The organism is Sphingomonas sp. C3-2, assembly GCF_033025475.1.
Classification (GTDB): domain Bacteria; phylum Pseudomonadota; class Alphaproteobacteria; order Sphingomonadales; family Sphingomonadaceae; genus Sphingobium_A.
On record NZ_CP130322.1, the window covers coordinates 224288 to 236415 of the forward strand.

12 protein-coding genes and 1 tRNA gene are annotated in these 12128 nt (G+C 63.2%); 2 read left to right on the forward strand and 11 right to left on the reverse strand.

The features are described 5' to 3' along the window. Positions 1–52 precede the first annotated feature (52 nt). A complete protein-coding gene (locus QYC26_RS01015; protein WP_317513553.1) occupies positions 53–2110 on the forward strand; it encodes a TonB-dependent receptor domain-containing protein in 2058 nt (685 codons plus the stop codon). Between the two features lie 194 nt (positions 2111–2304). Here the strand turns inward: QYC26_RS01015 and QYC26_RS01020 are convergent, their stop codons facing one another. The 4 genes from QYC26_RS01020 to QYC26_RS01035 all read right to left on the reverse strand — a co-directional run bounded on the left by QYC26_RS01020 (position 2305) and on the right by QYC26_RS01035 (position 5872). After that, on the reverse strand, positions 2305–3078 hold the full coding sequence (locus QYC26_RS01020; protein WP_317513554.1) for a glucose 1-dehydrogenase: 774 nt from the start codon (positions 3076–3078) through the stop codon (positions 2305–2307). 223 nt (positions 3079–3301) lie between these two features. Continuing rightward, positions 3302–3378 (reverse strand) — tRNA-Met (locus tag QYC26_RS01025). A 72-nt stretch (positions 3379–3450) separates the two neighbouring features. Continuing rightward, positions 3451–3924, reverse strand: coding sequence for a 2'-5' RNA ligase family protein (locus QYC26_RS01030; protein WP_317513555.1), 474 nt, complete (start codon positions 3922–3924; stop codon positions 3451–3453). Between the two features lie 28 nt (positions 3925–3952). Further along, entirely contained in the window at positions 3953–5872 is a 1920-nt protein-coding gene (locus tag QYC26_RS01035) for a potassium transporter Kup (protein ID WP_317513556.1), read from the reverse strand. A gap of 251 nt (positions 5873–6123) precedes the next feature. Here QYC26_RS01035 and ald point away from each other — a divergent pair, with 251 nt between their 5' ends. Then, positions 6124–7227, forward strand: a complete 1104-nt coding sequence (gene ald / locus QYC26_RS01040) for an alanine dehydrogenase (protein ID WP_317513557.1) — start codon at positions 6124–6126, stop codon at positions 7225–7227. Here the strand turns inward: ald and QYC26_RS01045 are convergent. From QYC26_RS01045 to ccmC, 7 genes are read right to left on the reverse strand one after another with little or no spacing between them, the layout of a single operon-like run. Next, positions 7209–7901 carry a tetratricopeptide repeat protein gene (locus tag QYC26_RS01045; protein WP_317513558.1) on the reverse strand — a complete coding sequence of 231 codons (693 nt, stop codon included), beginning with the start codon at positions 7899–7901 and terminating at the stop codon, positions 7209–7211. The genes ald and QYC26_RS01045 overlap by 19 nt on opposite strands. Next, a complete protein-coding gene (locus QYC26_RS01050) occupies positions 7901–8314 on the reverse strand; it encodes a cytochrome c-type biogenesis protein (RefSeq protein ID WP_317513559.1) in 414 nt (137 codons plus the stop codon). Before QYC26_RS01050 ends, QYC26_RS01045 begins: the two co-directional genes overlap by 1 nt. Further along, positions 8311–8838, reverse strand: a complete 528-nt coding sequence (locus QYC26_RS01055; protein ID WP_317513560.1) for a DsbE family thiol:disulfide interchange protein — start codon at positions 8836–8838, stop codon at positions 8311–8313. Before QYC26_RS01055 ends, QYC26_RS01050 begins: the two co-directional genes overlap by 4 nt. A gap of 13 nt (positions 8839–8851) precedes the next feature. Next, a complete protein-coding gene (locus QYC26_RS01060; RefSeq protein WP_317513561.1) occupies positions 8852–10777 on the reverse strand; it encodes a heme lyase CcmF/NrfE family subunit in 1926 nt (641 codons plus the stop codon). Further along, complete coding sequence (ccmE, locus tag QYC26_RS01065) at positions 10774–11205, reverse strand: cytochrome c maturation protein CcmE (RefSeq protein WP_317513562.1); 432 nt, start codon at positions 11203–11205, stop codon at positions 10774–10776. The genes QYC26_RS01060 and ccmE overlap by 4 nt, the downstream gene beginning before the upstream one ends. Beyond that, positions 11202–11333: a hypothetical protein gene (locus QYC26_RS01070; RefSeq protein WP_317513563.1), complete on the reverse strand. Its 132-nt coding sequence runs from the start codon at positions 11331–11333 to the stop codon at positions 11202–11204. The genes ccmE and QYC26_RS01070 overlap by 4 nt, the downstream gene beginning before the upstream one ends. Positions 11334–11341: 8 nt before the next feature. Continuing rightward, positions 11342–12058 (reverse strand): heme ABC transporter permease CcmC, encoded by a 717-nt coding sequence (ccmC, locus tag QYC26_RS01075; RefSeq protein ID WP_317513564.1) that lies wholly within the window; start codon positions 12056–12058, stop codon positions 11342–11344. Between the last annotated feature and the right edge of the window lie 70 nt (positions 12059–12128).

Sequence of the window (12128 nt, forward strand, 5' to 3'; positions counted from 1 at the left end):
TAATGACTCGCATTAGCTAGTCGACCCGCAAAAGGATCATCAGGGGACATTCATGATCGCTCGTACCGCCAAAGTCGTCATTGCCGGATTGCTGGGAAGCGCCAGCTGGACCGCCGTCATCGCGCAAACGCCCGCCAATGACGGTTCCGGCCAGGATATTGTCGTGACCGCCGCCGGCTATGAACAGCGCATCGCCGAGGCCCCTGCCAGCATTTCCGTTCTGACGCGGGAGCAGTTGGAAACGCGGCCCTTCACCTCGCTGGAAGATGCCGTCCGCAATATCGAGGGCGTGAGCGTCGTCGGCGACAGCCCCAACAGCACCGATATCGTCATCCGCGGCATGCCGGGCGAATATACGCTGATCATGCTCGACGGCCGTCGACAGACCACGCGCGAGACGATGAACCGGGGCACGGGCGGCGTGCAGGCCAACCTGATCCCGCCGCTTGCCGCGATCGAGCGGATCGAGGTCGTGCGCGGCCCGATGTCGTCGCTCTATGGTTCGGACGCCATGGGCGGCGTCGTCAACATCATCACGCGCAAAGTGCCCGAAAAGCTGAGCGGTTCGGTGACGCTGGGCGGTATCGCCCAGGAAGACGGACGCTATGGCAACACGACGCTCGGCAATTTCTGGATCGGGGCGCCCATCGTCTCGGATACGGTGGGTTTCCAGATTTACGGCGGCGTGAACGACCGCGCCGAAGATGATATCTTCTTCCCGAATTCCTTTACCACCGGGGCCAACCGCGTCCGCGATCGCAACATCAACGGCAAGTTCACAGCCATTGTCGCGCCCGGTCATGATATCTCGCTGGAGGGCGGCTATAACCGCCTGTCCTATACCGAGACGCCCGGCCGTTCGACCGATATCGACAGCACCCGCTTCGTCGAGCACCATCGCCGCAATTATCAGGCACTGACCTATAATGGCGACTTTGGCGCCGCGATCGCGCGCGTTGCCGCGTTCCGCGAACAGGAAAAGAATGAAACCATCGACGATGGCGAGACGCTCAACGAGCCCAATCTCGTCAACTGGACCGTGGATTCGACCGTAACCCTGCCGATGGGGACCTGGAACACCATGACGATCGGTGGCCAGTATATTCACACCAAGGTGAAGGGCATTGCCGGCCAGGACAATGTAAGCGGCTATGTGAACACCAATGTGGCGACCCGTGAATCATGGGCGCTGTTCATCGAAGACCAGTTGAAGCCGGTCGACGGGCTGATCATCACCGGCGGCGCGCGCGTCGATCATTATGATCAGTTCGGTTCCCACTTCACGCCGCGCGCCTATGTGAACTACACCTTCCAGCCCGGCTGGACGGTACGCGGCGGCATTGCCCGCGGCTTCAAGGCGCCCACATTGCGGCAGAGCATCGCGGATTACTGCATGAGCACAGGCGGCGGATCGCTGGTGCGCGGCCCGCTGTGCGGCAATCCAGACCTGGAGCCGGAAGTGAGCACGACCAAGGAAGTGGGCTTGCGCTATGATGGCGCGGGCAAGCTCGGCTTCGGCGCGACGCTGTTCCACACCAATTTCAAGAACAAGGTGGTCAGCTTCGATTCCGGTCTGGACGACCCCGTCAACCCTGCGCGCCCGCTCTATGTGTACGACAATATCGACCGGGTGGTCATCAAGGGGGTCGAGCTCAACGGCACGCTGCCGATCGGTCCGTCCGTGTTGCTGACTGCAAACTACACCTACACGGATTCGGAACGCCGCGGCGGTGGCGAACCGGCCTTCGACGGCAGTTCGCTCGACGGCAAGCCGCTCGACAAGACGCCTGAGCACATGGCCAATATCCGCCTCGACTGGCAGGCCACGGACAAGATCTCCGCCTATGCCCTCGCTTATTATACCGGGCGCCAATATTATTCCGGTTTCCGCAACGGCGCCGTCCGTACCCGTGAACGGGAAGCCAGCACCACCTTCGATTTCGGCGTGAACTTCACCGTTACCGAGAATTTCTCGCTCAAGGCGGCCGTCCTCAACCTTACCGACAAGATCGTCCCCATCGACGATCGTGGCCGTTTCGACGGACTGGACGGCAACTGGATGGTCGATGAAGGCCGTCGCTTCTGGGGCACCGCGACGTTCACTTTCTAAAGCGTCGTACCGCCAGTACTGCGCGTAACCGGCGGTGTTCGCAAAATTCGTCAGGTACAAATGAGGCGACGGTTCACCGGAACCGTCGCCTCATATTTTAGCCGATCCCAGACGGTTGCGCGTTGGCGTTGATCAAGGCGCTTCAAGCACGCTGAAGTTGCGCCATCACCCGCACACTTGCTTTGATCGCACGGTCAGGAAAGATATTCGGCTCCGCCTTCAACGCCGAGCACCTTACCTGTCACCCAACGCGATGCGTCGGATGCAAAGAACAGGCAGGCGGCGGCGATATCCTCGGGTTGCCCAAAGGTGCCGAGCGGAATGAATTTGAGCATGTTCTGGGCTACGTCGGGAGCACTTTCGAAATAGCCCGCAAGGGAATCGGTCAGAATAGGCCCCGGTTCAATTACATTGACTCGAACATGGGGTGCGTAATCCTGGGCAAGATTGCGCGACATCTGATTTAATGCCGCCTTTGCCGCACCATAAGCGCTGAAATTCTTCTGCGCAAAGCGCGCCGCAGCAGACGAAATATTGATGACGGAACCACCACCGGCGTCACGCATCGCGCCGGCAACTTTCTGCGTCAGCAGGAAAGCCGGGGTCACGTTCCAGATGAGTGCTTCATTGAACTGTTTGGCGCTGGTCTTGTCGGGGTCATTCGGGCCCGATCCCCCGGCATTGTTCACAAGAATGTTGATTTTCCCGAATTCAGACAATGCGCGCGCGACCATGGCATCAAGAGATGCTTCATCATTCACATCGCAAACAACTGCGAGCGCACGACGACCCAAGCCCTCTATTTCACGCGCGACGACATCTATGTCCTTCTGCTGGCGCGCGGCCAGAACGACATCGGCTCCAGCCTGCGCCAGGGCTATCGCGCACGCACGACCGATACCTCGGCTCGCACCGGTCACGATCGCAACCTTGTCCGTTAACGCAAACATGGCAGGAACGTTGGTCATAGGCCAATCCACCTCAGAAAAATCGCAAGACACTTGAAGGCACCGCTAGGCGCTTCCCCCAAAGGGGTAACGGCCTCCGTCAATGGAGCCAAGCAGTTAGGTCCGATTTTACGAGAGGCGGCGACATGCTCGCATACTCTATCGAGGGACAGTACCTCGATCGCCGCGCCCCTGAAGGTCGCGGGGGGCCAAACCCCATCATTTCCGAAAGTGATTGTAACGATGGTAGCGGAGGAGGGACTTGAACCCCCGACACGCGGATTATGATTCCGCTGCTCTAACCAGCTGAGCTACTCCGCCCCATGGGCAACGCGCTAACGGCGTGGAGGGGCCTATAAGGGGCAGATTTCCGTCGGTCAACCAGCTTTTCAATCATTTGAACATGTGTCGTGAAATTGGTGCCCAGGCGCCCATATCATAGGCCCAGCAGGCAAGCCCCTTGATCGCAACGGCGCGCCCGATCAGCTCTGGCGGCAGCTGTTTTTGCGTGGCGCGGGCAACCTCGGGCGCGACCTTGTTCTCGATCGTGACATGCGGCGTCCAGCGCGCCTGATCCTGCGGGACGAGCAAGCCGAAGAACGAATCGCCAAGTTCTGCACGAATCGCCTCGAGCCCCGGGCTTTCGATTCGCAGCGCCGTCCCCTGCCCCAGGTTCATGACGCCGCTCACCCGCGCGCGCGGCGCCGGGCCACGCACGGCGTCCGCCAGACGGTGGCGCAGTTCGCCCGCGATCGACGGCGGCAGATGATGGAAGAGGGTGAGGTGTGCCGGCAGCCGGTTGCGCGCGGCGGGATAATGGCGGCGCCGCAACGCATCGAGCCAGGCAAGGTCGTCGGCCCCGATCACCGCCGAAACGATGAGCGGGGCCGCGATGTCAGATCTCCACCTGACTGCCCAGTTCGACAACCCGGTTGGTGGGCAGGCGGAAGAATTCCATGGCGCTTTCCGCGTTGCGCAGCATCCATGCGAACAGCTTTTCGCGCCACACCGCCATGCCGGGACGGGAGGATGGCAACAGCGTCTGCCGCGCGAGGAAGAAGCTGGTATCCATCATCTTGAATTCCGGGCCACAGCCCGTGACCAGCTTCAGCGCCGCGGGCACATCGGGCTCTTCCATGAAGCCGTAGCGGATGACGACGCGGTGGAAGCCGTGACCAAGATCCTTGAGCCCGCAGCGCTCCCCGGTCTTCACAAAGGGCACATCCTCGATCTTTACGGTCAGGAGGATCACGCGTTCGTGCAGCACCTTGTTGTGCTTGAGGTTGTGCAGCAGCGCGTGGGGCACGCCGTCGGCGGTTGAGGTCATGAAGACCGCCGTGCCGGGCACGCGCGTCGCCGAATTGGCGGCCGAGTTGACGAACACCGCCACCGGCATCGCCGCCTCGCGCATCCGATCGAGCATCAGTTCGCGCCCCTTGGCCCAGGTCGTCAGCAGCGTGAACGCGACCAGACCGATGAGCAGCGGGAACCAGCCACCATCTGGCACCTTGGTGAGGTTGGCCGCGAAATAGGTGATGTCGACGATGAAGAAGATCGCGAGCACCAGCGCCGCAACGAACTTGTTCCAGCGCCACAGGCTGAACAGGACGACCGCGAGCAGGCAGGTGTCGATGAACATCGCGCCGGTGACCGCGATGCCGTACGCTGCCGCCAGATTGCTCGACGAACCGAAGAACAGGACGAGCAGCAGCACCATCACCATCAGGAACCAGTTGATGACGGGAATGTAGATCTGGCCCGCCGCGCTCGCGCTGGTGTGGAGGATGCGCAGACGCGGAATGAAGCCGAGCTGGATCGCCTGATGCGTCAGCGAGAACGCGCCCGAGATCACCGCCTGGCTGGCGATGACGGTTGCGAGCATCGCGAGGATGACGAGCGGGAAGCGCAGCGCTTCGGGCGCGAGCAGGAAGAACGGGTTCTTGATCGCTTCCAGCGCCTCGGCGGGGCTGAGCGACAGGATCATCGCACCCTGCCCCAGATAGTTGAGCATCAGCCCGGGCAGGACGAAATAGAGCCAGGACAGGCGGATCGGGTTACGCCCAAAATGCCCCATATCGGCATAGAGCGCCTCGGCTCCCGTCACCGCCAGCACGACAGACCCGAGCGCGAGGAACGCGGTGAACTTGTCGATCCTGAAAAATTCGATCGCGTAATAGGGGTTGAGCGCCATCAGGATCGTCGGGTTCTTGACGATATGCATCACCCCGAACACCGCGAGCGTGACGAAATAGGTCATCATGATCGGGCCGAAAAGTTGCCCCACCTTGGCCGTGCCGTGCGCCTGGATCCAGAATAGGCCGATCAGGATGGTGACGGCGATCGGGATGACCCAGGGCCCAAAACGCGGATCGACGGTCACCAGCCCTTCGGATGCCGAAAGCACCGACATGGCCGGGGTGATCATGCTGTCGCCATAGAAAAGCGCGGTCGCGAACACGCCGAGCATCACGATGGGCGCGCTCCAGCGCGTCCCCTTGGATTGCCGGTTGATGAGCGCGAGCAGGGCAAGGCTTCCGCCCTCCCCCTTATTGTCCGCGCGCATGATGATCGACACATATTTGATCGTGACGACGATCGTCATCGACCAGAAGATAAGGCTCAACACCCCATAGATGTGCATCTGATCGGGGGTGAGCGGGTGGTGCCCCGCAAATGTTTCACGGAATGCATAGATCGGGCTGGTCCCGATATCGCCGAACACGATCCCGATAGCCGCCACGGCCAGCTTGGCCAGAGGCTGGTCGTTTCGGGCTTCGGAGTGCGGATTCTCCACGGCCGTTGCTGTAGTGCTCATGGAGCGTTCAGTTCGCTCGGGCGAGAATGACGAAGGTCATGGAATGAACAACTCACATTGCCAATAGGCGAGAGGGCGCCCTAGCATTTCGTTCCGCCTCCATCAACATGGTGTAAGTTATCTGAACTTGGGCGCTTTTTATCGCATGCCGCGCCTTGCCCGCCGCTTGGCGATGGGCAATCGCCGCTTTCGGCATTACGAATCGGATAAACTGCGCTGAGGCAGCCGTTCCGCGGTTCAGGAGAAACACTATGAAGATCGGCGTCCCCCGCGAAATCAAGAATCACGAATATCGGGTTGGGCTGACCCCGCCCTCCGTCGCGGAACTCGTGGCCGCAGGGCACAGCCTGTTCGTCGAGACCGGCGCGGGCGCGGGGATCGATTTTTCGGATGCGGATTATATCGCGGCGGGCGCCACCGTGCTGCCGAGCGCGACCGAGATATTTGCCGCGGCGGACATGATCGTGAAGGTGAAGGAGCCGCAGCCGCAGGAAATTGCGATGCTGCGCCCCGATCATATTCTTTTCACCTATCTCCACCTCGCCGCCGACAAGGCACAGGCCGAGGGGCTGATGCAATCGGGCGCGACCTGCATCGCCTATGAAACCGTTACCTCACGCACGGGTTCATTGCCGCTGCTCAAGCCGATGTCCGAAGTGGCCGGGCGCATGGCGATCCAGGTCGGCGCGCATTATCTGGAAAAGGAACAGGGCGGCCGCGGCGTCCTCCTAGGCGGCGTACCGGGCGTCGCACCCGCGCGCGTCGCCATTCTGGGCGGCGGTGTCGCGGGCGTGAACGCCGCGCAGATCGCGGTGGGCATGCGCGCCGACGTCACCATCTACGATATTTCCAATGAGCGGCTGGCCGAACTCGACATGTTCTTCGGCAGCCAGATCAAGACCGCCTTTGCCTCGAAATCGGCGATCGCAGCCGCCGTGCGCAATGCCCATCTCGTCATCGGCGCGGTGCTCGTCCCCGGCGCGGCGGCGCCCAAGCTGGTGACGCGCGAGATGCTGAAGACGATGAAGCGCGGATCGGTGATCGTCGATATCGCAATCGATCAGGGCGGCTGCTTCGAAACCTCGCGCCCGACCACCCATGCCGACCCGGTGTTCGAGGTCGAGGGCGTGACCCATTATTGCGTGGCCAACATGCCCGGTGCGGTTGCCCGCACATCGGCCTTCGCGCTCAACAACGCGACGCTGCCCTTTGCGCTAAAGCTCGCCAATCTGGGCGCCGAAGCGGCGATGCGTGCGGATGCGCATCTGGCGGCCGGTTTGAATGTAGCGGGCGGCCAGATCCGCCACCCCGCCGTGGCCCAGGCGCTGGACCTGCCCTATTCGCCCTGGGGCTGAGCAGGCGCCGCGCCTTCGGGCGCGGGCATTGCGGGGGGCATGCCCCCCATCTGCATCTGGCCCATCTGCATCTGGAGCGCGCCAAGGCGTGCCTCCAGATCGGCGCGCCACGGCGCTTCCTTGGGCGTCTCTGCGAGCAGTTCGCTCCATAGCGCCGCCGCCTTGTCGAACTGCCCCGATTGCGCCAGCGCCAGCCCCATGAAAAAGGGCGGACCGGGATGCTTGGGTGAGAGCGTTGCGGCCTTCTGAAACGCGAACTGCGCGGCGGGCGAAATCATGCCGTCGCCGTGGTTTACCAGCGCATTGCCGAGCCCAACCCACAGATCCGGGCTGTTCGGCGCCGCCTTGACGGCACCACGCATCACATTGACCGCCGCGCGCGTCGAGCCCAGCTTGCCATAGGTATCGGCAGTGTCGAGCCACTGCGCCTCACCGCCGAAACGGCCCATCATCGCCTTGCGCTGTTCCACCAGCGCGGGATCGATATTTGCCGTGTGTTCGCGCGCGCGAATGGGGGTTCCGGGCGTGCCGGGGTGCCCTTGCCAGGCATAGCCCGCCAGCCCGAGCAGCAGCGCCGCGCCGATAAGCTCATAGGTCATGCGCGGCGCACCGCCGAACTTGACGAGCAGGCCGAAGACGATGGCCGCCATCCCGATGACGATAAGCCAGCCCATCAGTTCTTCTTTCCTTTCCGGATCCGGCCGCGCGCCAGCCATGCCCCGCCTGCGAGCAACAGGATCGGCGCGATCCAGAGCGGTGCCGTCTCTCCGCTAAGCACGGGCTTGTAGCTGACCCACTGGCCATAGCGCTCGATCATCCAGCGCCGGATGTCTTCGGGCTCTTCGCCCTTCTGGATGCGTTCGCGCACCAGCGCGCGCATGTCGCCCGCCATTTCGGCATCGCTGTCGGCGATCGACTGGCCCTGGCAGACGATGCAGCGCAGCGTTTCCATCAGCGCAACGGCCTTCGCCTCCTGCGCCGGATCAGCGAGCTGGGTGTCCGCCAGTTCGGCGGCGGGCATGATCGAATCCGCATGGGCGATGCCCGTGGACGCGGCGAGCAGGCAAAGGGCGAGGATCGTTCTCATCGCGCCTTCCGCAATTCTTCCATCAGCTTGGGCACATCATCGGCGCGCACATCGCCGATATGCTGATAGCGGATGATCCCCTTGGCATCGACGACGAAGGTTTCGGGCACGCCCGACGACCCCATCGCCAGCTGGACGCCGCTTTTCATGTCGGCGCCGATCGCGGCATAGGGATTGCCGTTGCGCGCCAGAAATGCGCCCAGATCGGCCGGATTGTCGCGGATGGCGATGCCGTGGATCGTCACCCCCTGCTTCGCCATCGCCTCCAATATCGGGGCCTCGGCGATGCAGGGCAGGCACCAGCTGGCGAAGATGTTCAAAAGCTTGGGCTCGCCGCCGACGAAATTCTTCGAACTCAGCCCCGCGCGCCCGTCATAGGCCGCGGGCAGCGTGAATTCGGGCACGGGCTTGCCCACCATCTTGGACGTGATGGTCCGGTCTCCCGGGTTGATCAGGCCATAAGCCACGACGCCGAAAAACAGGCTGAACAATGCCAGCGGAACCCAAAGAATAGCGCGCTTCATCCTGCTCCCTGCCTTACGCATAAGCCTTGCGTTGATAGGCGATCCGCTCACGGCGCGTGCGGCCGATCAGCGACAGCAATCCGCCCAGTGCGATGAGGCCGCCGCCGATCCAGATCAGCGTTACCCAGGGCTTCCACCACAGCCGCAGCTGCCAGCGGCCCTGAGCATCCTCTTTGCCGAGCACGGTGTAAAGCTGCCCGTCCACCCGCGTGGCGATCGCCGCCTCGTTGGTTTCGGTGGGCGGGCTCGAGAACATCCGTGCCTGCGGCTTCATTTCAAACGGCTTGCCGTCGCCTCGCTGGGCGACAAGCGTCGCCTCGATCGCGGTCCAGTTGGCACCGGCCACCGGCTCGATCTTGTCAAGGCGCACGCTGAACGGGCCGACATGCTGGGTTTCGCCGAGGCGAACTGCCGCCAGCGTTTCCTTCGAGAATGCGGTTTCGGCCGCCATCCCCGCCATGCTCACCGCGACGCCCAGATGCGCGATCACCATGCCCCAGGTGAAAAGCGGCGTACGACGCAGATTGCGCTTCCAGAGCGGCGCGATGCTGGCCACCGCGACGCCGCCGGCAAGCACCAGCGCGGCAAGCGGCATGATCGCCGTGCCGGGTGCGAGAATCACGAGCGCGAGCAAGCTGGCCGCGCTCACCAGCAACGGCACCGCCAGACGCACGAGCAATTTCTTCGCATCGTCGCGGCGCCAGTTGAGGAGCGGCCCCGCCGCCATCACCGCCACCAGAACCAGCGCGATCGGGCCCGTCGCCGTGTTGAAATAGGGCGGGCCAACGGACAGCTTTTCGCCCGATACGGCCTCTGCCGCGAGCGGATAGAGCGTGCCAATGAGGACGATGCCGAGGATGGCGGAGAGCAGCAGGTTGTTGGCCACCAGCGAGCCTTCGCGGCTCACCAGTTCGAACTGCGATCCTTCGCGCACCGTGCCGACGCGCAAGCCATAGAGCGCGAGCGCGCCGCCGATATAGATGACCAGCAGCGCGAGGATGAAGCTGCCGCGCGTCGGATCAACGGCAAAGGCATGGACCGAGGTGAGGATGCCCGAGCGGACGAGGAAAGTGCCCACCATCGACATCGAAAAGGCAACGACCGCGAGCATCACCGTCCAGGCGCGAAGGCCATCGCGGGTTGCCAGCACGGTCACCGAATGGAGGAGTGCGGTTGCCGCGAGCCAGGGCATGAGCGAGGCGTTTTCGACCGGGTCCCAGAACCACCAGCCGCCCCAGCCCAGTTCGTAATAGGCCCAATAGGAACCGGCAGTGATGCCGATCGTCAGGAACACCCAGCTGATCAGCACCCAGGGGCGCATCGCCCGCGCGAAATCCGCGCCGACATCGCGCGTCACCAGCGCGCCGACCGCAAAGGAAAACGCGATCGAAAGCCCGACATAGCCGAAATAAAGCGTCGGCGGATGGAAGGCGAGGCCGGGGTCCTGCAACAGCGGGTTGAGCCCCTGCCCTTCGGCAGCGGCGGGCACCAAGCGCGCAAACGGGTTCGAGGCAAAGAGCAGAAAGGCGTAGAACCCCATGGCGATGAACGCCTGCGCCGCCAGCGTCGCCATCAGCGTGCGCAATTGCAGGCGATATTCGAAGATCGCAACCAGCGCGCCCGATACCGCGAGCACCGACACCCACAGCAGCATCGAGCCTTCGTGATTGCCCCAGGTTCCCGCGAATTTATAGAGCCAAGGCTTGGCCGAATGGCTGTTCGCCGCGACCAGCGCGACCGACATATCGGAGCGCAGGAACAGCCAGATCAGCAGCCCGAAGGCCATGGCGGCAAGCGCGCCCTGGATGACAGCCACGGGGCGCACCGCCTGCAACAGCGGATCGCGCCCGCCGGTCAACCCGATAACGCCCAGCGCGAACTGGAGAGCGGCCAGCGCAAAGGCCAGCCAGAGTGCGGCCAGGCCGGCTTCTGCGATCATTCCACCTTGCCCGTCTTGTGCTGATTGCCCTCAAGCTGCGGCGGCATGTAGCGCTCGTCATGCTTGGCAAGAATATTGTCGGCCACGAACGTGCCGTCATCGGCAAAGCGTCCTTCGGCGACGACGCCCGAATTTTCCTTGAACAGATCGGGCACGATGCCCTTGAAGCGCACCGGCACCGTCGCGTCGCCGTCGCGCACGACAAAACTGATCGTCACGCCGTCGGCTTCATGCTTGATCGATTTATCGGCCACCATGCCGCCAAGGCGGATCGCTTGCCCCACCGGAACGCCCGCGCGCTGGACGTCTGCGGGCGAATAGAAATAGGCCGCCTCGTCCTTGAGCGCCGACATGGCGAGCAGCGCCGCGCCAATCAGCGCCACGACCGCAACGATGCCCAGCGTCAGCCTTTGATGCTTGGCCTTCACCGGTCGCGCCTCAGGCTATCGGCAAGGACTTCGGCCTTGCGCATGGCGGCAAACGCCCAGACTGAAACCCCGATCGTGGCGGCGATGGTGCAGCCATAGGCCGCGATGATGAAAGGCCAGTGATTCATTCTTCTTCTCAGCCCTGCGCCATCCGCCGCAACCGGGCGTCGACGCGGATTTCGGCCAGTTGCGCGCGCATCCGCATCAGCGTGATCGCGCCAAACAACAGGGTGAAACCCAGCATGGTAAGGCCCAGGGGCCACAGGATGGTGCCGTCGATCGACGAGCCCTTGAGCGTGATGCTCGGGCCCTGGTGAAGCGAATTCCACCAGACGACGGACCGGTTGATGATCGGGATGTTGACCGCGCCCACCAGCCCGAAAATGGCGGTGACGCGGTTCACGCTGCCGCGTTCCTCGCTGGCATTGGCAAGCGCGATATAGCCGAAATAGAGGAACAGCAGGACGAGCATCGAGGTCATCCGCCCATCCCATTCCCACCAGGTACCCCAGGTCGGGCGCCCCCAGATCGATCCTGTGACGAGGCACAGCGCGGTGAAAAGCGCGCCCGGCACCGCCACGGCACGCGCGGCGACCCCCGCCAGCGGGTGGCGCCAGACAAGCTGCATCAGGCTGGCGATCGCGATGCCGGTCCAACCGCCCGTACCCAGCCAGGCGGCGGGCACGTGCACATACATGATGCGGACGCTTTCCCCCTGCAGATAGTCTGGCGGCGTGAGGAAGAGGCCGCACGCCATCCCGATCGCGATCAGGAACGCCCCGCCCCAGCCAAGCCAGGGGGTAAGCGGCCGCGCGATCTTCAGGAAACGAGCCGGATTTGCGAAACCGTGCATCGGAGAAGCGACGAAACCTCAATTAGTTCGCGACTGAAACAAGCCGCATTGCAATCGCGCGGCCTTCTGC